This is a genomic window from Mesorhizobium sp. ArgA1, assembly GCF_053714375.1.
Genome location: NZ_JBSKBQ010000001.1, coordinates 1,214,012 through 1,232,637 on the forward strand (window position 1 = coordinate 1,214,012; position 18,626 = coordinate 1,232,637).

Genomic DNA, 18,626 nt, shown 5'->3' on the forward strand with positions numbered 1-18,626 from the left:
GACTAGCCTTTTGTAGGATGCTCCACCGCCTGACGGCCAAAATCCGGCACGTCAATATCCTGGCCGGCCTCGATGATCGAACGGCGCACGGCGCGGGTGCGGGTGAACAGGTCGAACAGTTTGTCGCCGTCGCCCCAGCGTATCGCCCGCTGCAGCGAGGCGAGGTCCTCCGAGAACCGCGCGAGCATCTCGAGGATGGCGTCCTTGTTGTGCAGGCACACGTCGCGCCACATGGTCGGGTCGGAAGCGGCAAGACGGGTGAAGTCGCGGAAACCCGAGGCCGAATATTTGATCACTTCCGACTTGGTCACCGACTGCAGATCGTCGGCGGTGCCGACGATGTTGTAGGCGATGATGTGCGGCAGATGCGAAACGATGGCCAGCGTCATGTCGTGATGCTGCGGGTCCATCGTGTCGATGTTCGAACCGCAGCGCCGCCAGAACTCCGAGAGCTTTTCCAGCGCGGCCGGATCGGTGCCCGGCAGCGGCGTGAAGATGCACCAGCGGTTTTCGAACAGCTCGGCAAAACCGGCATCCGGGCCTGACTTCTCCGTACCGGCCAGCGGATGCCCAGGTATGAAATGCACGCCTTCCGGCACATGCGGCTGCATCTGTGCAATGACGGAGGCCTTGGTCGAACCGACATCGGTGAGGATGGCACCCTCTTTCAGGGCCGGCGCGATTTCCTCCGCCACCTCGCCCGACGAGCCGACCGGCACCGAAACGACGACAAGGTCGGCATCGCGAACCGCTTCTTTTGCGTCTGCAGTATAGGACTCACCGAGACCAAGCTCCTTCGCACGCGCCAGCGTGGTCGGGCTGCGCGTCGCGATGGCGACATGCCTGGCCAAACCTTCGCGGCGGATGACGCGTGCCAGTGACGAGCCGATCAGGCCGATGCCGACCAGCGCGATTTTCTCGAACATCGGTGATGTCATGTGCTTCAGCTTTTCAGGAATGTCGTGAGCGCGGCAATCACACCGCGATTGGCTTCTTCCGTGCCGACGCTCATGCGCAGCGCGTTGGGGAAGCCATACCCGGTAACCCGCCGCAATATATAGCCGCGCTGGGTGAGATACTCGTCCGCTGCCTCTGCCGAATGCTTCTTGTCCTGCGGAAAGTGGATGAGGACGAAATTGCCGACACTCGGCGTCACCCTGAGACCAAGCTTCGTCAGCTCTTCATTCAGCCAGGTAAGCCAGGTCTCATTGTGCAACGAACTGCGCTCGACATGGGCGCGGTCGCGGATCGCCGCGATGCCGGCCTCGATCGCCGTTGCATTGACGTTGAAAGGCCCGCGGATGCGGTTGATCGCATCGACGATGTGCAGCGGGCCATACATCCAGCCGATGCGCGCGCCGCCAAGGCCGAGCTTGGAGAAGGTGCGGGTCATGACCACATTCTGCGCACTGCCCGCCAGCTCGATGCCGGCCTCATAGTCGTTGCGTCGCACATATTCGGCATAGGCCGCGTCAAGCACCAGAAGCACATTGCCCGGCAGCGCGGCATGGAGCCGACGCACCTCCTGGAACGGCAAATAGGTTCCGGTCGGATTGTTGGGATTGGCGAGAAAGATGATTTTGGTCCGCGGCGTAACCGCAGCCAGGATCGCGTCGACATCGGCGCGCTCCTCGGTCTCTTTGACCGCAACCGGCCTGGCCCCCGCCGACTGGATGTAGATCTTGTAGACCATGAAGGCGTGTTCGGTAAAAATCGCCTCGTCGCCCGGCGCCAGATAGGTCTGCGCCAGCAGGCCCAAAATCTCGTCCGAGCCGTTGGAGCAGATTATGTTTGCCGGGTTGAGACCGTGCACTTCGGCGATCGCCTCGCGCAGCCGGCGGGCCGTGCCGTCGGGATAGACGTCGAGCCTGGCGGCAACTTCACGCGCGGCCTCGATTGCCTTCGGTGAGGGCCCGAGCGGGTTCTCGTTGGACGACAATTTATGGACCTTGGCGACGCCGGCCGGCGCCGTACTCTTGCCCGGCACATAGGCTTCTATGTCCATGATGCCCGCGCGGGGCGTCGGCCGTGCCTTGTCCGCTTTATTGTCCATGTCGCAAATCCGTCTGAAATGCCGCCGTCCGGAGGCCGCAGCGGAAATACAAGCCGTGGCCGCTGTTGTCGAGAGGCTGCTGGGGCGTGCAATGCCTGGTCCCACCCTGGCCGTTGACGCCGGGCCGCGCGAGTTCTAGAAGAACGCGACGTTCCGTGGTGATTTGGCCGGTCGGCTTGCAGCCACGTTAAACAACTCGCTAAAGGGCCGTTTGCGTGACGTAACCGGCTTTGCGATCGCATTGCCGGTTTTTTATTGCCTGACGGCGGGCAAGGAGAGTCACATGACCGCGCTCCGCGCTACAAAAACCAACAACGAGGCCGACAACCCGTCGAGCCCCGTGTTGCATTTCGGCGCCGACAAGCCGCTGAAGCTCGACGCCGGCACGCTTTTGTCGCCATTCCAGATCGCCTACCAGACCTACGGCACGCTGAACGACGCCCGCTCCAACGCCATCCTTGTCTGCCACGCCCTGACCGGCGACCAGCATGTCGCCAGCACCAATCCGGTGACCGGCAAACCGGGCTGGTGGGAAGTGCTGATCGGCCCCGGCAGGATCATCGACACCAACCGCTTCTTCGTCATCTGCTCCAACGTCATCGGCGGCTGCCTCGGCTCGACCGGTCCGGCCTCGACCAATCCGGCCACCGGCAAGCCCTATGGGCTCGACCTGCCAATCATAACCATCCGCGACATGGTGCGGGCGCAGCTGATGCTGGTCGACCATTTCGGCATCGAAAAATTGTTTTGTGTGCTCGGCGGCTCGATGGGCGGCATGCAGGTGCTGGAATGGGCATCGTGCTATTCCGAGCGCGTCTTCTCGGCGCTGCCGATCGCCACCGGCGCGCGCCATTCCTCGCAGAACATCGCCTTCCACGAGGTCGGCCGCCAGGCCGTCATGGCCGACCCAGACTGGCATGGCGGCAAATATTTCGAGCATGGTGCGCGCCCGGAAAAGGGACTGGCGGTGGCGCGCATGGCCGCCCACATCACCTATCTGTCGGAGGCCGCCCTGCACAGGAAATTCGGCCGCAATCTGCAGGATCGCGAAGCGCTGACCTTCGGTTTCGATGCCGATTTCCAGATCGAAAGCTATCTGCGCCACCAAGGCATGACCTTCGTCGACCGCTTCGATGCCAACTCCTACCTCTACATGACCCGTTCGATGGACTATTTCGACCTTGCCGCCGACCATGGCGGCCGGCTGGCCGATGCCTTCGCCGGCACAAAGACGCGATTTTGCCTGGTCTCCTTCACCTCGGACTGGCTGTTCCCGACAGAGGAGAGCCGCTCGATCGTGCATGCACTCAACGCCGCCGGCGCTTCCGTCTCCTTCGTCGAGATCGACACCGATCGCGGCCATGACGCCTTCCTGCTCGACGAGCCGGAACTGTTCGCCGCCATCAACGGCTTCATCGGCTCCGCTGCAAGGGCGAGAGGGCTCAGCGCATGACCCCTAGAAGTTGCAGACTTTTCGGCCAGGGATCGAAGCAATGAGCGTCAACCGCGCCCAGCGCGTCGACCTCGAAGTCGTCGCCGGCCTCATCCCGCCGCTCTCGCGGGTGCTCGACGTCGGCTCCGGCGACGGCCTGCTGCTCGAACTCCTGCAGGAGACCAAGCAGGTCGACGGTCGCGGGCTGGAACTGTCGCAGCGCGGCGTCAATGAGTGCGTGGCGCGCGGCCTCTCGGTCATCCAGGGCGACGCCGACACCGACCTCGAATTCTATCCCGACAAGGGTTTTGACTTCGTCGTCCTGTCGCAGACGCTGCAGGCGACCCGCAACCCGAAGCTGGTGCTCGACGAACTCTTGCGGATCGGCAACCGCGCCATCGTCTCCTTCCCCAATTTCGGCCATTGGCGGGTGCGGCTGTCGCTGTTCTTCAAGGGACGGATGCCGGTGACCGAGGATCTGCCCTATTCCTGGTACGACACGCCCAACATCCACTTCTGCACCATCCGCGACTTCGTCAACCTGGTCGAGGAGCTCGGCGCCTCGGTGGAAAGGGCGACCGCGCTCGACGGCAACGGCCAGAAGATCGGCCTGTCAATGCCATGGTGGTTCTGGAATTTCTTCGGCCAGCAGGCGGTGTTCTTGCTGAAGCGGTAGAGTTTGCCGGAGACGCTACCCGGCGTACTCGACAAAGGTGTGATCTTCGCCAGCAAGCTCGCCCGCGATGATCGAGGCGATCTTTTCCCAGTCGCCACCGGCCAGGCCAGCGCCGATTTTCGGATAGCCGATGCGTTTGCCGGTGAATTGGACCTTGACTGCCCGCATGACCTTTCGGATCGCCTCATAGTCGGCTTTCACACCCTGCCCTTGCCAGTGGAATTGCGTGTAGCCGTTGACGATATGAAAGGTCCGGTCCCCACGCCTGATCTCGGCGACCGATATGCGTCCGAGCTTGGCGGGATCGCCCTTCACGGTCGCGCGGTCGGCCGCATAGGCCTCGGGAAAGCGCTGCTTTAATGGACAGCGCAATGCCTTTGCCCATCGCGCACTGGCAATTGCAGCCATGCACGATGACATCGAATTGCCCATCGAGCGCAAGTTGCAGCAGATCGCCGCGAATCGTCTGCATCGACATGGAAATCTGGCCTCCCAGTGACGGCGTTTGCCCCCAGTTGGAGCGGCAATTTCAGCGTGCGCCTGTCTGACCATCGCAAAACTGCGATTTACGCGACAATCGAATTCTTGATCCCCACCTATTCCAGCACGTCGGTTGCCTTGTGCGAAGGCCCGACGCCGTCAACCAGGACCACATCGGCGTCGGAGTTGTCGGTACGCAACGCCAGGATCTGCCGATAGGCTGATGACTCGTACCAGCCGCGCGCATGTTCCTTGTCTGGAAACTCGATGATGATCAGGTGTCCGGGCCAATCGTTCTCAATCACGTCCAGCTCGCCGCCATGAACAAGATAACGGCCACCAAACGGTGCAAGTGTTGCATCGATCTTCTGCAGATACTCGACAATCTGCGGACCCATTGTGACTTGGCGCATATGGGCGACGGCGTAGGCGGTCATGGCTGAACTCCCTGTGTAGTCGAAGCCGAACAACCGGCCTTCGTGGGCGCAATCTGCCGCGATGACGACAGCTGGTCGATTACGTCGGAGATAATCGGATCGCCGAGGGCATCCTGGCTCAACAGTTTGTGATGACATTGCTGCTGCATTTTTGTAGCGTCGAATCGAACGCAATCCTGACGCGGAACCGACCGTTCGTCCGATCACTACGGAATCCAGGGCATAACCAAAGCAATATGTCGAAGACTGCCGACCTCGCTCCGCTAATCACGGTGATCACACCGACTCACAACCGGCGGAGCAAGGTTCTGCGCGCCGTCGAGAGCGTTCTGGCGCAGAACGTCACTCGTTTTGAGCACATTGTCGTCGATGACGGCTCGACCGACGGCACAGCCGCAGCCCTTGCCGAAATCCGCGACCCGCGGCTGGTCTATGTCGGTTCGAAATGGCGCGGCGCCAATGCTGCCCGTAATGCCGGCATCGAACGGGCGCAGGCGCCCGTGGTGACCTTTCTCGATTCCGATGATGTCTATCTTCCGGACCGGCTGGAGCGGACACTTGAGTGGTTCGAGGCCAATCCCTCGCTGGAAGTGCTGATCAGCTCCTTCGTCTCGCTGAAGGGCAATCGCCGCACCAATTGCGTCAACCGCGAGGCGCTGCTGAGCCGCGACTCGCTGGAACGGGCCCTTGTCGCGCAGACGATCTTCATTGCCGGGTCGGCAATCACCGCCCGGCGCGAGTCGCTGCTGGCCATCGGCGGCTACGACAGCGACGTCACGCGCATGCAGGATCGCGAATTGTTGCTGCGCTTTGCCCGCCGCAGCGGCGCGCAACTCTCCGAAGTGATCGACTGGAAAAAGTACAATTCCGAGAATTCCATCTCCGGACAGCGCGATGGCTATGTCGAGGCGTATGCCAGTTTGATCGACAAGCACCCCTATATCGCCGACCGCTACCCCCACATTCCGCCCTACATGATTGCCCGGCAGCTCATCGCCGACGCGCTCAAGGGCAGGGTTTCGCAGGCATTCTCCGGCTATCTGGCCAACCGGTCGTCGAAGGCACTCGGCTATTCGGTGCCGCAACTGTTGCGCGGCTATGTCGGCGGCCGGCGCTGGCGCCGCGATCTCTACACCGAATTTCGCGACAAATACGGTGCGCGGCCGGCCTGAAGCTCCCTGGAAGCCGCGCAGCGGCCTTCCCTCCGGAACCGCCCCAAAACCTCATTTATCGAGTTCCGGGAAATACGGATCGGAATAAAACCGCCGGTCGCGTTCGCCCTGCAGGCAATCCATCGGTGCGGCCGCGTCGATTGTGACCACGGTCGCATCGGCAATACTGCTCACCTCCATGATAAGCTTGCGTCGTATGGCGGTAGCGAATTCGGAGGCGGCGTAGATCGGCAGCACGAAGGAGCCGGGCCCGCCGGTGACACAGTCGTCATAGTACTGGTCGAGATGGCTGAAGGTCGGCGACGGGCTGATCAGGATCGGCAGGCCGTTGATGACGATGCCCTTGGCCACCGCGGCATCGCGTGTGGTGGCGACCGGCAGTCCGGTGTTGTTGGGACCGTCGCCGGAAATGTCGATGACGCTGCGTGGCGCATCAAACCCGGTGCCGTCGAACAGCCCGGCGCCGAAGGCAAGCGCGCCGGAAATCGAGGTGCCGCGAAAGCTGCGGAACGGCCGCGCCGCTATTCTGTCGGCGAAGGCGTTGGCGTTCTCTGCGCTGTCGATGACCTGCCAGGCGATGACGCCATCCTCGCGCACGACGCCAGCCCATTCGAAATAGGCAAGCGCGATGCGGCCGGTCGTGCCCGAGCGCACAGCCTTGATGAAATCGGGATGCCTGAGCGCCTCGACATAGCCGGCGCGCTGCAGCGCGAACTCCCTCTCGTCCATCGACTGCGAGATGTCGACGGCCAGTACCAGTTCGACATCGACGGCAACGCTGCTTGCCGGGGCCGCCACGGGCGTGACCGGAGTGCAAGCAAGGCAGGCTAGCAGGCTGAACGCATCGAGCATGGCCGCACCACGGATGTTTCGATCCGCGAATCTTCGCCGCGATCGCGGCGAAATAAAGCCCCGGCTAGTTCTTTCGCCGTACAGTCGCCTTCGGCGGCGGGTCGATAGCGCCGGCCCTGACGCGGGCGGGTTTCAGCGCCGGCGCACCGGAATCCTTCACGATGCTCAGCGCGCGGGGGAAGAACTGATTGCTGTGCAGGCCTCGCCCGATGTTGAGGATCGCGGTCCCGGGCAGGCGTTTTTCCAGCATCGACAGAACCCGCCGCAGCGACGGCCCGTCGAACGCATCCATCGCCTCGTCGATGATCACCCATTTTGGCTTTCGCAAGGCGAGCCTGGCGAAGGCGAGCGAGCGTTGTTCGTCATCGCCGAGTTCACGCCCCCAGCGTGCGGAACGGTCGAGCGAGGATGACAGGCGCTCGAGGCCGACCTCGGCAAGCACTGCCGAAATTTCGGCATCGCTGGCTGGCGCGAGGCCGTTCGGATGGTCAAGCACCTCGCGTAGCGTGCCGGCCGGGAAATACGGTACGCGCGGCACGAAGATCGGGGCCTCTCCCGCCGGCAGGCCGATCCGTCCGCTCCCCCACGGCCACAGGCCGGCAATGGCGCGGAAGAACAGCGTCTTGCCGGCGCCTGGCTCGCCGGTGATCATGACGCGCTCGCCGGGATGGATCTCGACATGGCTTTCGGCAAGTTTGGTGCAGCCTTCCGGTGAGGCCACTTCAAGCCTCTCGAAGGTCATGCTGCCATTGGCATTGTCGCTGACCTCGATGCGCCTTTCCTTGTCATGCAGCACGTCGGTTTCATCGAGTGCAATGCGAAAGTCGGCGACACGCATCAGTGTCGCGCGCCAGTCGGCGATGCCGCCGATGTTGTTGATGAACCAGCGCAGCGACGAATGCACCTGGTTGAAGGCACCGACCGCCATCATCAGCCCGCCAAAGCTGATATCGCCCGAGAAATAGACCGGCGACGCCACCAGGATCGGCGCCACGACGGTGATCCAGCCATAAGTGTCTGTCACCCACGCCAGATTGATCTGCGCCTTGTAGATATTGCGCATCGCGCCCAGCACCGTGCCGAGGTCGATTTCGAGCCGGCGCCTCGCATCCGCTTCGCCGTGATAGAGCGCAATGGCATCGACATTCTCGTTGACGCGCACCATCGAGGAGCGCAGCTCGGCTTCGCGCGTGTAGCGATCGCTGTTGAGGCGGATCAGCGGCCGGCCGACCAGCCAGCTCAGCCAGGAGGCGATGCCGGCATAGAGGAATGCGGCCCAGACCATGTAGCCCGGTATCGCCAGCGACCAGCCGTTGATGTGGAAGACGAAGCCCGACGACAATTGCCACAGCACGCCGACGAAGGACACAAGCAGGATGAAGGATTGCAGCAGTCCAACCCCGAGATCCGTCGTCAGATCGCTGAGATGCGCGGCATCCTGCTGCATGCGCTGGTCGGGATTGACGCCGATGGCGCCGGCATTGGCGAGCCGGAAGGCCCGCGCCGGCAGCATCCACTGGTCGATCAGGTCGAGCGTCAGCGCCTCGCGCAGCCTCAGCCGGATCATCTGGTTGAGCCAGGTCTGGGCAATGTTGAGCACCAGCAGCGTGCCGGCGATCATTGCAAAGATCATCAGCTGATGCAGGAAGGCCGCCATGTCACGACGCGCCAGCGCATCGTAGAAGGGCTGGTTCCAGCGGTTGAGCAGAACCTGGCCGATCGACGTCGCGACGATGACCGCCATGATGCCGACCGACGTCCATAGCAGCCATTTGCGCGCTGGCGAGCCTACCAGCGCCCGTTTGATCGTCGCCACCTGGTCGCGCAGGCTGCTGGCTTCGACGGTTACCGGCTGGGGTGTGGCGTTGATGTCCAGTTGATCAGCCATGGCCTGGGGTCCTTACGTTCAACAGCGGTGCTGAAACCGGATGGAGGGACTTGAAGGCATCCGCCGCTCAAACGGGCTGCGAATGCATCTGCGACAGATAGGTGGGAAAACCCCACGCAACACCAGTTTTCATCGTGATCACGAAGGTGTCACCTGACGCTTGGTCGACGTCACCCCGTCGGCGCGGCGGCCAAGCCTTGTCGCGCCGTGCGGCGACAGCACCGGCACGAAGACGCGGCGCGAGGCGCGCTGCGCGACCGGCACACCCTGATAGAGCCGCTTCTGCGCCTCGACCACGATGACGCCGGAAAAGATTGGCCAGAACCGCCGGCCGGCGCGCTCCAGCACATTGTGGAACCGCATCATGAAGCGCCGCGGCGATGGCGGGAAGAACAGCGCATCGGACCAGGACGCCGGTGTGAAATTCGCCTCGCGCAGCAATTCGGTCAACTGGCCGCGCGAGAACGGCCGGCCATTGCCGAACGGTGTGTGCTCGAACCTGGCCCAGACTCCGCGCCTGTTAGGAACGACGATGACGACGCGGCCCGCCGGCGACAACACCCGCCAGATTTCGTTCAGTGTCTCGCGCGGGTTTTCGACATGTTCGAGCGAATGCACCAGCAGCATGCGGTCGATGCAGGAATCGACCAGCGGCAACTCCTCGTCGAAGACCAGCGCCGTCGAGGTCGGTCCATTCGCCGGCCAGACGACCGCACCTTGGGTGGCCGGCATGAAGGCAAAGACCCGCTCGGCATCGGCGCCGAACCGCTCCAGCCACGGCAAGGTATAGCCGAGCCCAACCAGCCGCTCATTGGGCACGGCAGCCCAGATCGAGGAAAGCGCCATGGTGATCGAGCGTTCGGCCAGGCGGCCAAGCGTGGTCGAATAGAAGGAACGGAGATCGACGATATCGGAATGCATGCGCGGGACGGTAGCTGCGATGCCGCTGAAGTTCAACAAAGCCGGATGACATCGAGGGCCAAGCGCCCTATGTCTGCGGCGACAGATGGAGAGATGAAAATGCCGGTCGAAATCGAACAGTTCATGTGCCGCAGCGACAATTTCGGCGTCCTTGTGCATGACCCCAAAAGCGGTGAGACCGCCATCATCGACGCGCCCGAGGAGGCGCCGATCCTGGCCGCGATCGAGCGTACCGGCTGGAAGCCGACGATGATCCTGACCACCCACCACCATGTCGACCATGTCGAGGCCAATCTGGCGCTGAAGGAGCGCTTCAAGCTGCGCATCGTCGGACCGGAGGCGGAAAAGGACAAGATCCCCGGCATCGACGAGACCGTCGGGCAAGGCTCCGTCGTCCATCTCGGCGGCGAGCGGATCGATGTCATCGCCACGCCCGGCCACACGGCGGGCCACGTCTCCTATCATCTACCGGCCTCGAAAGTGGCGTTCACCGCTGACACCCTGTTCGCGCTCGGCTGCGGCCGGCTGTTCGAATGCAAGCCGCCGGTGATGTACGACTCACTGAAGAAGCTGGCGGCGCTGCCGGCCGACACGGTCATCTATTGCGGCCATGAATACACGCTCTCCAATGCCCGCTTTGCGTTGACCGTCGACCCCACCAATTCTGCCCTGAAGGAGCGGGCGGCAAAGATCGAGACGCTGCGCGCCGACAACAAGGCAACGCTGCCAACCACGATCGGCGAGGAACTGTCGACCAATCCGTTCCTGCGCTGGCACGACCTGGCGATCCGCAAGCATCTCGGCATGGAAAAGGCCAGCGATGCCGACGTGTTCGCCGAAATCCGCAAGCGCAAAGATAATTTCTGAGCATCGTGACGTCTGCGGGAAAGCCATGACCAGCGCCGCTGAAATCATCGCCACGCTCGGCCTTAGGCCGCATCCGGAAGGCGGCTGGTATGCGGAGACCTTTCGCGACGGCGCTGGCGGCGCGCGTGGCCATTCGACGGCGATCTATTTCCTCCTTGAACAGGACCGGATTTCCGCATGGCACCGGGTCAAGGACGCGGCCGAGGTCTGGCATTTCCATGCCGGGGCGCCGCTGGCGCTGTCGATATGCGAGGAAGGCAGTGCAATGATCGAGCAGGTGCTCGGCATCGAGCTTTCGGCGGGCGAGCGGCCGCAGATCGTCGTGCCAGCCGGCTGGTGGCAATCGGCGCGCAGCCTCGGCAAATGGACATTGGTCGGCTGCACCGTGGCGCCGGGCTTCGACTTCGCCGCCTTCGAGATGGCCGAACCCGGCTGGGAGCCTAGCTTGGCAAAAAGCCGAGCGTGATCGCCAACTGGGCTGCGTAGTAGAGCACCCAGACGGCATAGCGCATGCCGGCACGGTAGGGCGCGATGGCAGGCACGAGGAATTTCTCGGCGGCGAGCAGCCCGTCCGATGCCATGAATATAACGGCGCCGCCGATGACCCACGGATTGTCGAGCGTCAACGCCGAGATGCCCATCGCCAATATGGCCGCGATATAGACGGCGATCGGCATGCGCAGGCCGGGACCGACACGGCGCCAGAGTGCCGCCAGCATGACGACCACGAAAGCCGCCATGGCGAGTGCGATGGCGCCGCGCCAGGTCTCGGTGCCCAGCACGTCCAGCCCGCCGCCGCTGCGCAGGAAGAGCGGCGCATAGAGGATATGCGCCGCCAGGAAACTGGCCAAACCACCCAGGAAGGCCTTGTCGCCGTCACGCGACAGGAAGGCGTCGCCGACGGCGCTGAGCGCCAGCGCCGCGACGAGCAGCAGCGGCCCGCCCTGCATGAAGGCGAGCACGGCAAGCATGGCCACGGCCAGCGTCTTTGCCGCCGAGCGGGCAAGTGTGGGCCGCATGTCCAGGGTGAAGGCGTAGATCACCGCCGCCACCAGCGAAAAAATCAATGTCGCATTGGCGTTGGCGTCGATGCCGCCGGCAAACGGCATCGTCATGCCCTGGCTCCGCCTTCGGATGCCCCGGCTTCACTTTCGGATACCCCGGCTCGACGCTCAGCCACCGCAGGTTTGCGCAGAAACAGCGACTTCGCCGCCAGAGCCGCGCCACCGGTGATCAGCACGCAGGCCGCGAGAATGCGCAGCGACGGCTCGGCGACGCCGGCTGCGATCAGCACCAGCGTCGACAGCAGCGGCGCCGCATAGCTTGCCGCGCCGAGCACCTGGATGTTGCCGCGCTTGACGCCGATGTCCCAGGCATAGAAGGCCGCACCCACCGGCATCAGCCCCAGACCAAGCACGGCCAGCCACTGGCCGGGGCCGTTGGGCAGCACCGTCTTTTCCAGCAGGAGATGGCAGACCAGCGAAAGCGCTGCGGTGGCGGCGCAGAACCAGGTGACGATCGAGGTCGGCACCGCCGGAAAACGCCGCGACAGCAGCGAATAGGACGACCACAGCAGCGCGCAAACGGCCGCCATCGCATAGCCGAAGGCATAGCGCGCATCGAAGGCCAGGCCACCGCCCTTGGTGACGATGAGCACCGTGCCGGCGAGCCCAAGCAGCGCACCGACGACGTGGTTCCAAGCCAGCTTCTCACCCGGCATCAGCGCCGATCCCAGCACGATCAGCAGCGGCCATAGATAGGCGATCAGGCTTGCCTCCACCGCCGGTGCGTTGCGCAGCGCGGTGAAGTAGAAAAAGTGGTAGCCGAACAGGCCGGCAATGCCGATCACCCAGACCTGCGGTGGTATCTTCGGCCTTTTATCGGCAGCCGGCATGAACAGCCGGGCGACCAGCCCTACCGCAGTGCCGATGGTGAAGGTGATGGCCGACAACAGAAAGGGCGGGACAGCACCAGAAGCATCGGTGAGCAATGCCAGCAGCGCCCACATGGCAACCGCCGAAAAGCCGATCAGTGTTGCGCGCGCCATGCCCGTCTCCGGCGACGCGCAAAAACGCGTCTATTCAGTTGCTTCGAACCGCCGCGCACTAACGGTCAAGGTGCCGATCTGAGTCCCGACCGTGGCGTGGATCGGCGCATATATCCCGGTTTGGCCGAGCGGTGCAAACGTCACCATCATCTGGCTCTTGTTCTTCAGGTAATTCAGCGCCTTGCGGCCCTTGCGGTAGCCCGCCACCGGCTCGAAGCCCATCTTGCAGGTGACAGTGTCGCCCTTGTAGCCCTTGACCGAGATCGAGCCCTTCGAGGCATAGGTCAGCGTCAGATCGGCGCGCATTTCGCCGTCGTAGAACTTCACCTTGCGCCCGCAGACCTTGTCGAGGCTGTCGGCATGGATGACGGTGGCGGCCATCGGATCGAGCACCGATGCCAGATCGTTGCTGCCCAGCGGTATCCAGGTCTTGGGGTTGCGCTTTTTCGGCTCGGGAATGACCTGGGTGGCGGTGACAGTGCCATTGGCAAAGCGTATGTCGACCACGGAAGCCTTCTTGCCGGACTTGTAATCGGCGCGAAATGCCTGCGGCTGCATCTGCGTGCCCTGGATCTTGCCCTTTGACGAGATCGTGCCGCTCGTATCATCGAACAAGGTGGCGAGACCGGCTGCGGCGACGGTGCCGTCTATGGCATAGCTGTCGCCCTGGTAGCGACTGGAAAATGTCGCCTTGGCCACCGAAAGGCCGAGGAAGGACACCGTGTATTCGCCCTTGAAGGACTGCGGAGCGGCCGCCGGGGTGGCGGCAAGGGTTGAGGTGGGCAAGGCAGCGACAAGAATGGCGACAAGGGCATGTGACGGACGAAGCATGGCGGGGATCGGTCCTCGATTCTCAAAGCCGAAGGTGGGCGACTCCGGCTTGCAATGTCCCTATGCGACCGCTTATAGGCTGAATTCCGGCCTTTATGTGAAATGCCCGTCACAGCCTTGGGTACGCCGGAGCTTGACGCCCCGGCGAAATGCAACTATGGAACGGCAACTTTTCCATAAGGCCGCCTGACTGAAACCGCGCGCCGCCCGGCGCGGGCGAAAATGGTTTGGCAGGCTTAGACAGAACTGAAGGTTAGAACCATGTCCCGCACCTGCGAACTCACTGCCAAGGCAGTCCAGACCGGCAACAATGTGAGCCACGCCAACAACAAGACCAAGCGTCGCTTCCTGCCGAACCTCGTCAATGTGACGCTGATTTCGGAAGCGCTGAACCAGAATGTGCGCCTGCGCATTTCGGCCAACGCGCTGCGTTCGGTCGAGCATCGCGGTGGCCTCGACGCCTTCCTGGCCAAGGCCGACGCCAAGGAACTGTCGCAGCGTGCGCGCCTCTTGAAGAAGCAGATCGCCAAGAAGCAGGCCGACCAGCCCGCCGCTTAAGACTTTAAGGCGGGGGACGACCGCCTTGAGCATCGGAGTGATCCGATGCTCAAAATCACAAGGCAGCGCCATCCGAACTTCGGATAGCGCCTGGCTGGTTCCATTACCCAGGATAAAAAAATGACTTCCTTCTCGCGATATTTGCCCTTTGTGGCCGCCATGGCGCTTGTCGTCGTGGCATCGAACATCCTGGTGCAGTTTCCGATGCAGGGCCAGGTCGGCGGCCTGTCGCTGGCCGACATCCTGACCTGGGGCGCCTTCACCTACCCGTTCTCCTTCCTGGTCACCGACCTTGCCAACCGTCGCTACGGCCCGACCGTGGCGCGCCGCATCGTCTTTGTCGGCTTCATGACGGCGGTGATCTGCTCGATCCTCATCCCGCCCTTCCTGTTTCGCCACGGGCTGATCGAATTCGAGACCGCCGCCGACCGGCTGGTGCGCATTGCGGCGGCTTCGGGTGCTGCGTTCCTCTGCGCGCAGTTGCTCGACGTCACCGTATTCAACCGGCTGCGCCGGCAGAGCTGGTGGCGCGCGCCGATCGTCGGCACGCTGGTTGGCTCGGTGTTCGATACGCTGGTGTTCTTCAGCATCGCCTTTTCCGCCCTTTTCGCCTTTGCCGGCCCGAATGACAGCTTTGCGCTGGAGACGGCACCGCTGATGGGCGTGCTGCCGGTGGAGACCATGCGCTGGGTGTCCTGGGCGCTCGGCGATCTCTCGGTGAAGCTGATCATCGCCGTTGTGGCACTGATCCCCTACCGGCTGCTCGCCGCCCGCTGGAGCCAGCCGGCGGTCGCGGTCTAGGCCGTGATCCCCTGGGTCCAGCTCGACGCTGCAAAGACGCCCGACGGCGCCCAGGAACTGCGCTTAAAGCAGCGCGGGGCTGAATTCTCGATCATGCTCGGCACCAACGAGCTTATGAACAGCCGCCTAAGCGGTTCCGAGGAAGCGCTGGCAAAACTCTCCTGCGACAGGATTGCCGGACACGGCCGACCGAAAATCCTGATCGGCGGCCTCGGCATGGGCTTTACGCTGCGCGCAGCGCTTACCGAGTTGGGCGCCGACGCGAGCATCACCGTCGCTGAGCTTGTCCCGGCCGTCGTCGCCTGGGCGCGCGGCCCGATGGCAGTGCTTTTCGACGGCTGCCTTGACGATCCCCGCGTGAGCGTCCTTGAGGCCGATGTTGGCCACATCATAAGGGCCGACAAGGCCGCCTGGGACGCCATCCTGCTCGATGTCGACAATGGCCCTGAAGGCATTGTCTACAAGGGCAATGATGCCCTCTATGACGCTGCCGGCCTCGGCGCGGCACGTGCCGCACTGAAACCTGGCGGCGTGCTGGCGGTGTGGTCGCAAGGGCCTGACAGCGGTTTTACGCGGCGGCTGAAGCAGGCAGGGTTTTCGGTCGAGGAAGCAAAGGCGCGCGCGCATGGCAAGCGCGGCGCGCGCCATGTCATCTGGCTCGCGACAAAACCGTAGCGCCGCCGCTCAATCCTGGTGCAGGATGAATTCCAGATAGAGGTTGCGCTGCAGGATCGAATGGTTGTCGTCCGAGACCAGCGATACCATCAGCGCGCCGTCATCGCGGGTCCAGACGTCGAGCCCTTCCATATTGTCGATCTGATAGCCCATGTCGGCTTCCATCAGCACCGGCCCATCGGCAACAGCGCCCTTCTCGACGCTTTCGCTATAGATGCGTCGCAACCGCATCCTGACGCCGCCAGCCATGGAGAAACTGCGCTCGAGCAGCAGCAGGTCGCCATCCGGCAGGAAGGCGCCGTCGGTGATGTCGAAATCGCCATTGCGCTTGACCGTGAAGACGCCCTTGTGCGGCCCTTCGATGATGGCGGCAAAGATGTTGCCGGCCTTATCGAGGCTCTTCTCCGAGACCACGACCAAACCGCCCTCGTGCTGGCCGTAGGGATTGGCGTGGGTGACCGTCTCGAAGCCGCGGTTCTGCCGCAGTTCCCGGGCTGGAACCAGGAAATTCAGCTGCTTGAACGGCGCCTTCATGTTGCTGGCGTCGATCTTGAACTGGGCGACGCGATGATCGCGCTCGAAGCCGACGGTGGCAATGCCATCCTTGACCGCCAGGCCTTCGGCGTCGACCTGCCATTTCTTGTCGATCGGCCGGCCCGAGCCATCGACCATCTGCTGCATGCGGAAATTCTGGACGCCTGACGGACGCTTGTCGGCATCGTGGGTGACCGAACCGAAAAACCAGAAGCCGGTATCGGCGACGCCGATGAAATCGCCGCCGGGCTTGAGGAAGCGAAACGCTGACAGCGCTCCGAAATCGCGCGTCGGCGACGTCATCTCCAGCCCGCCGACAAACTCCAGCAGACCGAACTGTTTGTCGGCGCTGCCTATATGGAAGGTGGTGATCGGCCGTGCCGAGACTTCGACCGGCTCGACCGAGCTTGGGCCGGCGGCGTTGGCCGGCGCCAAAGCCAGGCCGGACAAGGCAGTGGCGGCGAAGAGCGTCTGCCTGAAGCCGCCGCGCAAGAAGATCATCCGGCGCGCCGATAGCCGCCGCGGCGCGTGTCGCGCGCGTTTTCCTCGGCAAACAGCGAGGCCAGTTGCTCGGTCATGGCACCGGCCAGTTCCTCGGCGTCGACGATGGTGACGGCGCGCCGGTAGTAGCGGGTGACGTCGTGGCCGATGCCGATGGCCAGCAACTCGACCGGCGAGCGTGTCTCGATCAGTTCGATGACGGCGCGCAGATGACGCTCGAGATAGTTGCCCGGATTGACCGACAGCGTCGAATCGTCGACCGGCGCGCCATCCGAGATCATCATCAGGATCTTGCGCTGTTCGGGCCGGGCGATCAGCCGGTTGTGCGCCCACAGCAGCGCCTCGCCGTCGATGTTTTCCTTGAGCAGGCCTTCGCGCATCATCAGGCCGAGATTGCGCCGGGCACGGCGCCACGGATGGTCGGCGGATTTGTAGATGATGTGGCGCAGATCATTGAGCCGGCCGGGGTTCGGCGGCTTGCCATCCTTCAACCACTTCTCGCGCGCCTGGCCGCCCTTCCACGCCCGCGTGGTGAAGCCGAGGATCTCGACCGAAACGCCGCAGCGCTCCAGCGTACGCGCCAGTATGTCGGCGCAGGTGGCGGCCACCGTGATTGGCCGGCCGCGCATCGAGCCCGAATTGTCGAGCACCAGCGTCACCACCGTGTCGCGGAATTTGGTGTCGCGCTCCTGCTTGAACGACAGCGGCTGCATCGGGTCGATGACGACGCGCACCAGCCGGGCCGGATCGAGATAGCCCTCTTCGAGGTCGAAATCCCAGGAGCGGTTCTGCTGCGCCATCAGGCGGCGCTGCAACCGGTTGGCGAGCCGCCCGACGACGCCGGAGAGATTGGCCAGCTGCTTGTCGAGGAAAGCGCGCAGCCGGTCGAGCTCTTCCTCCTCGCACAGCTCTTCCGCACCGACCGTCTCGTCGAAGGCGGTGGTAAAGACCTTGTAGTCGATTTCCTTCGGCAGGTTGGTGAAGGGGTTGTCGTTGCGGCGCGCCTCACCGGGCGTCTCGGCATCCGCATCGTCGTCGTCGGACAAATCGTCGGCCGTGGCGTCGGAGGCTTCCGTCTCGGACGACTGTTCGTCGTCGGCCGACGCCTCGGCATCCTCGGACTGCGACTGCTCGGAGCCGGAATCGTCTTCGCCGCCCTCCTCGCTCTGCTCCTCGCCTTGCGGCTGGTTCTCGTCATTGTCCTCGGAGTCTTCCGTCTCCTGATCGTCGCCGAGTTCCTCGGCCATCTCCATGGACGCCAGCATGTCGCGCACGACGCGGGCGAAGGCCTGCTGGTCGCCGAGCTTGGCCGACAGCCCGTCGAGATCGGCCTTGGCCTTCTCCTCGACCCAGGGCCGCCAGAGGTCGACCAGCCGCTCGCCGCTCTTCGGGATCGGGCGGCCGGTCAGCTTCTCGCGCACCATGAGCGCCAGCGCTTCCTCGATCGGCGCGTCGGCCTTGTCCTTGACGTCGACGAGGTTGGCCTTGGCGTATTTATCCTCCAGCATCGAGCCGATATTGTCGGCGACGCCCTGCATGGCGCGGCTGCCGATCGCCTCGACCCGCGCCTGTTCGACCGCGTCATAGATCGAGCGCGCCAGCTTGCCTTCCGGCGCCAGTTTGGTGTGGATGCGCTGATCGTGGCAGGCGCGCTTCAGCGCCATGGAGTCGCCGAGGCCGCGGGTAATGGCGATATCCTCTTTCGAGGCTTTCTTCGGCAGTTCCGGCAAGCGTGCACGACTGCCGGCCAGGGCGGGCCTGTCCTTGGCGAAACCGACCTCGAGCTCCTTGTGGCCGGCAATGGCGCGCATGCAGACGGTGACGGCGCGCTTGAAGCTGTCGGCTTCAGACCCCGTCTTCGACTTGTTGCGCGTGTTGTCGCCAGGACCCGCCATCGAGGC

The 18,626-nt window shown here is 63.6% G+C and carries 20 protein-coding genes and 1 riboswitch; of the genes, 8 read left to right on the forward strand and 12 right to left on the reverse strand.

From position 1 onward, the window contains the following. Positions 1–2: 2 nt before the first annotated feature. Both ACWGTI_RS05920 and hisC read right to left on the reverse strand, forming a co-directional pair. The gene (locus ACWGTI_RS05920; RefSeq protein ID WP_454586215.1) at positions 3–938 is read right to left on the reverse strand and encodes a prephenate/arogenate dehydrogenase family protein; all 936 of its coding nucleotides are present in this window, start codon (positions 936–938) and stop codon (positions 3–5) included. Between the two features lie 5 nt (positions 939–943). Next, entirely contained in the window at positions 944–2,053 is a 1,110-nt protein-coding gene (gene hisC, locus ACWGTI_RS05925; RefSeq protein WP_454586216.1) for a histidinol-phosphate transaminase, read from the reverse strand. Positions 2,054–2,198: 145 nt separating this feature from the next. After that, a riboswitch (SAM riboswitch) is annotated at positions 2,199–2,276 on the forward strand. 60 nt (positions 2,277–2,336) lie between these two features. On the opposite strand from hisC, the gene metX reads away from it, so the two are divergent. Together metX and metW are read left to right on the forward strand one after the other, a co-directional pair. Next, entirely contained in the window at positions 2,337–3,506 is a 1,170-nt protein-coding gene (gene metX, locus ACWGTI_RS05930) for a homoserine O-acetyltransferase MetX (RefSeq protein WP_454586217.1), read from the forward strand. A gap of 40 nt (positions 3,507–3,546) precedes the next feature. Continuing rightward, positions 3,547–4,161 (forward strand): methionine biosynthesis protein MetW, encoded by a 615-nt coding sequence (metW, locus tag ACWGTI_RS05935; RefSeq protein WP_454586218.1) that lies wholly within the window; start codon positions 3,547–3,549, stop codon positions 4,159–4,161. 15 nt (positions 4,162–4,176) lie between these two features. On the opposite strand, the gene ACWGTI_RS05940 is transcribed toward metW, so the two are convergent. Together ACWGTI_RS05940 and ACWGTI_RS05945 are read right to left on the reverse strand one after the other, a co-directional pair. Next, positions 4,177–4,569: a phosphatase gene (locus ACWGTI_RS05940; RefSeq protein ID WP_454586219.1), complete on the reverse strand. Its 393-nt coding sequence runs from the start codon at positions 4,567–4,569 to the stop codon at positions 4,177–4,179. Between the two features lie 188 nt (positions 4,570–4,757). Then, complete coding sequence (locus ACWGTI_RS05945; protein WP_454586220.1) at positions 4,758–5,078, reverse strand: DUF1330 domain-containing protein; 321 nt, start codon at positions 5,076–5,078, stop codon at positions 4,758–4,760. 236 nt (positions 5,079–5,314) lie between these two features. Between ACWGTI_RS05945 and ACWGTI_RS05950 the strand changes: the two genes are divergently transcribed. Beyond that, complete coding sequence (locus ACWGTI_RS05950) at positions 5,315–6,250, forward strand: glycosyltransferase family 2 protein (RefSeq protein WP_454586221.1); 936 nt, start codon at positions 5,315–5,317, stop codon at positions 6,248–6,250. A 51-nt stretch (positions 6,251–6,301) separates the two neighbouring features. Here the strand turns inward: ACWGTI_RS05950 and ACWGTI_RS05955 are convergent, their stop codons facing one another. The 3 genes from ACWGTI_RS05955 to ACWGTI_RS05965 all read right to left on the reverse strand — a co-directional run bounded on the left by ACWGTI_RS05955 (position 6,302) and on the right by ACWGTI_RS05965 (position 9,911). Continuing rightward, on the reverse strand, positions 6,302–7,102 hold the full coding sequence (locus ACWGTI_RS05955; protein WP_454586222.1) for a DUF1194 domain-containing protein: 801 nt from the start codon (positions 7,100–7,102) through the stop codon (positions 6,302–6,304). A gap of 64 nt (positions 7,103–7,166) precedes the next feature. Then, complete coding sequence (locus ACWGTI_RS05960; protein ID WP_454586223.1) at positions 7,167–8,990, reverse strand: ABC transporter ATP-binding protein/permease; 1,824 nt, start codon at positions 8,988–8,990, stop codon at positions 7,167–7,169. Positions 8,991–9,128: 138 nt separating this feature from the next. Continuing rightward, positions 9,129–9,911 (reverse strand): class I SAM-dependent methyltransferase, encoded by a 783-nt coding sequence (locus ACWGTI_RS05965; protein WP_454586224.1) that lies wholly within the window; start codon positions 9,909–9,911, stop codon positions 9,129–9,131. 99 nt (positions 9,912–10,010) lie between these two features. Here ACWGTI_RS05965 and gloB point away from each other — a divergent pair, with 99 nt between their 5' ends. Together gloB and ACWGTI_RS05975 are read left to right on the forward strand one after the other, a co-directional pair. Continuing rightward, positions 10,011–10,778 carry a hydroxyacylglutathione hydrolase gene (gloB, locus tag ACWGTI_RS05970; RefSeq protein WP_454586225.1) on the forward strand — a complete coding sequence of 256 codons (768 nt, stop codon included), beginning with the start codon at positions 10,011–10,013 and terminating at the stop codon, positions 10,776–10,778. A gap of 25 nt (positions 10,779–10,803) precedes the next feature. Beyond that, on the forward strand, positions 10,804–11,244 hold the full coding sequence (locus tag ACWGTI_RS05975) for a cupin domain-containing protein (protein WP_454586226.1): 441 nt from the start codon (positions 10,804–10,806) through the stop codon (positions 11,242–11,244). Here ACWGTI_RS05975 and ACWGTI_RS05980 read toward each other — a convergent pair. From ACWGTI_RS05980 to ACWGTI_RS05990, 3 genes are read right to left on the reverse strand one after another with little or no spacing between them, the layout of a single operon-like run. Next, positions 11,219–11,893, reverse strand: coding sequence for a lysoplasmalogenase (locus tag ACWGTI_RS05980; RefSeq protein WP_454586227.1), 675 nt, complete (start codon positions 11,891–11,893; stop codon positions 11,219–11,221). The two genes, ACWGTI_RS05975 and ACWGTI_RS05980, sit on opposite strands and share 26 nt — an antisense overlap. Beyond that, entirely contained in the window at positions 11,890–12,825 is a 936-nt protein-coding gene (gene yddG / locus ACWGTI_RS05985) for an aromatic amino acid exporter YddG (RefSeq protein WP_454586228.1), read from the reverse strand. The genes ACWGTI_RS05980 and yddG overlap by 4 nt, the downstream gene beginning before the upstream one ends. 30 nt (positions 12,826–12,855) lie before the next feature. Next, the gene (locus tag ACWGTI_RS05990; protein ID WP_454586229.1) at positions 12,856–13,656 is read right to left on the reverse strand and encodes a DUF3108 domain-containing protein; all 801 of its coding nucleotides are present in this window, start codon (positions 13,654–13,656) and stop codon (positions 12,856–12,858) included. 261 nt (positions 13,657–13,917) lie between these two features. Here ACWGTI_RS05990 and rpmB point away from each other — a divergent pair, with 261 nt between their 5' ends. From rpmB to ACWGTI_RS06005, 3 genes are all read left to right on the forward strand, one after another. Next, positions 13,918–14,214 carry a 50S ribosomal protein L28 gene (rpmB, locus tag ACWGTI_RS05995; RefSeq protein WP_454573202.1) on the forward strand — a complete coding sequence of 99 codons (297 nt, stop codon included), beginning with the start codon at positions 13,918–13,920 and terminating at the stop codon, positions 14,212–14,214. A gap of 120 nt (positions 14,215–14,334) precedes the next feature. After that, positions 14,335–15,015: a queuosine precursor transporter gene (locus ACWGTI_RS06000; RefSeq protein ID WP_454586230.1), complete on the forward strand. Its 681-nt coding sequence runs from the start codon at positions 14,335–14,337 to the stop codon at positions 15,013–15,015. Positions 15,016–15,018: 3 nt separating this feature from the next. Next, positions 15,019–15,690, forward strand: coding sequence for a hypothetical protein (locus ACWGTI_RS06005; protein ID WP_454573200.1), 672 nt, complete (start codon positions 15,019–15,021; stop codon positions 15,688–15,690). A gap of 9 nt (positions 15,691–15,699) precedes the next feature. On the opposite strand, the gene ACWGTI_RS06010 is transcribed toward ACWGTI_RS06005, so the two are convergent. Both ACWGTI_RS06010 and cobT read right to left on the reverse strand, forming a co-directional pair. Further along, a complete protein-coding gene (locus ACWGTI_RS06010; protein WP_454586231.1) occupies positions 15,700–16,725 on the reverse strand; it encodes an esterase-like activity of phytase family protein in 1,026 nt (341 codons plus the stop codon). Then, positions 16,722–18,620: a cobaltochelatase subunit CobT gene (cobT, locus tag ACWGTI_RS06015; protein ID WP_454586232.1), complete on the reverse strand. Its 1,899-nt coding sequence runs from the start codon at positions 18,618–18,620 to the stop codon at positions 16,722–16,724. The genes ACWGTI_RS06010 and cobT overlap by 4 nt, the downstream gene beginning before the upstream one ends. Between the last annotated feature and the right edge of the window lie 6 nt (positions 18,621–18,626).

Coding starts and splice junctions, on each gene's coding strand:
- yddG (WP_454586228.1), bottom strand. CDS start 12,825: ATGGCGCGCGCAACACTGATCGGCTTTTCGGCGGTTGCCATGTGGGCG.
- ACWGTI_RS06010 (WP_454586231.1), bottom strand. CDS start 16,725: ATGATCTTCTTGCGCGGCGGCTTCAGGCAGACGCTCTTCGCCGCCACT.
- ACWGTI_RS05950 (WP_454586221.1), top strand. CDS start 5,315: ATGTCGAAGACTGCCGACCTCGCTCCGCTAATCACGGTGATCACACCG.
- ACWGTI_RS05975 (WP_454586226.1), top strand. CDS start 10,804: ATGACCAGCGCCGCTGAAATCATCGCCACGCTCGGCCTTAGGCCGCAT.
- ACWGTI_RS05945 (WP_454586220.1), bottom strand. CDS start 5,078: ATGACCGCCTACGCCGTCGCCCATATGCGCCAAGTCACAATGGGTCCG.
- hisC (WP_454586216.1), bottom strand. CDS start 2,053: ATGGACAATAAAGCGGACAAGGCACGGCCGACGCCCCGCGCGGGCATC.
- rpmB (WP_454573202.1), top strand. CDS start 13,918: ATGTCCCGCACCTGCGAACTCACTGCCAAGGCAGTCCAGACCGGCAAC.
- ACWGTI_RS06000 (WP_454586230.1), top strand. CDS start 14,335: ATGACTTCCTTCTCGCGATATTTGCCCTTTGTGGCCGCCATGGCGCTT.
- gloB (WP_454586225.1), top strand. CDS start 10,011: ATGCCGGTCGAAATCGAACAGTTCATGTGCCGCAGCGACAATTTCGGC.
- ACWGTI_RS05990 (WP_454586229.1), bottom strand. CDS start 13,656: ATGCTTCGTCCGTCACATGCCCTTGTCGCCATTCTTGTCGCTGCCTTG.
- ACWGTI_RS05965 (WP_454586224.1), bottom strand. CDS start 9,911: ATGCATTCCGATATCGTCGATCTCCGTTCCTTCTATTCGACCACGCTT.
- ACWGTI_RS05920 (WP_454586215.1), bottom strand. CDS start 938: ATGACATCACCGATGTTCGAGAAAATCGCGCTGGTCGGCATCGGCCTG.
- ACWGTI_RS05955 (WP_454586222.1), bottom strand. CDS start 7,102: ATGCTCGATGCGTTCAGCCTGCTAGCCTGCCTTGCTTGCACTCCGGTC.
- ACWGTI_RS05980 (WP_454586227.1), bottom strand. CDS start 11,893: ATGACGATGCCGTTTGCCGGCGGCATCGACGCCAACGCCAATGCGACA.
- ACWGTI_RS05940 (WP_454586219.1), bottom strand. CDS start 4,569: ATGGCTGCAATTGCCAGTGCGCGATGGGCAAAGGCATTGCGCTGTCCA.
- ACWGTI_RS05960 (WP_454586223.1), bottom strand. CDS start 8,990: ATGGCTGATCAACTGGACATCAACGCCACACCCCAGCCGGTAACCGTC.
- metX (WP_454586217.1), top strand. CDS start 2,337: ATGACCGCGCTCCGCGCTACAAAAACCAACAACGAGGCCGACAACCCG.
- cobT (WP_454586232.1), bottom strand. CDS start 18,620: ATGGCGGGTCCTGGCGACAACACGCGCAACAAGTCGAAGACGGGGTCT.
- metW (WP_454586218.1), top strand. CDS start 3,547: ATGAGCGTCAACCGCGCCCAGCGCGTCGACCTCGAAGTCGTCGCCGGC.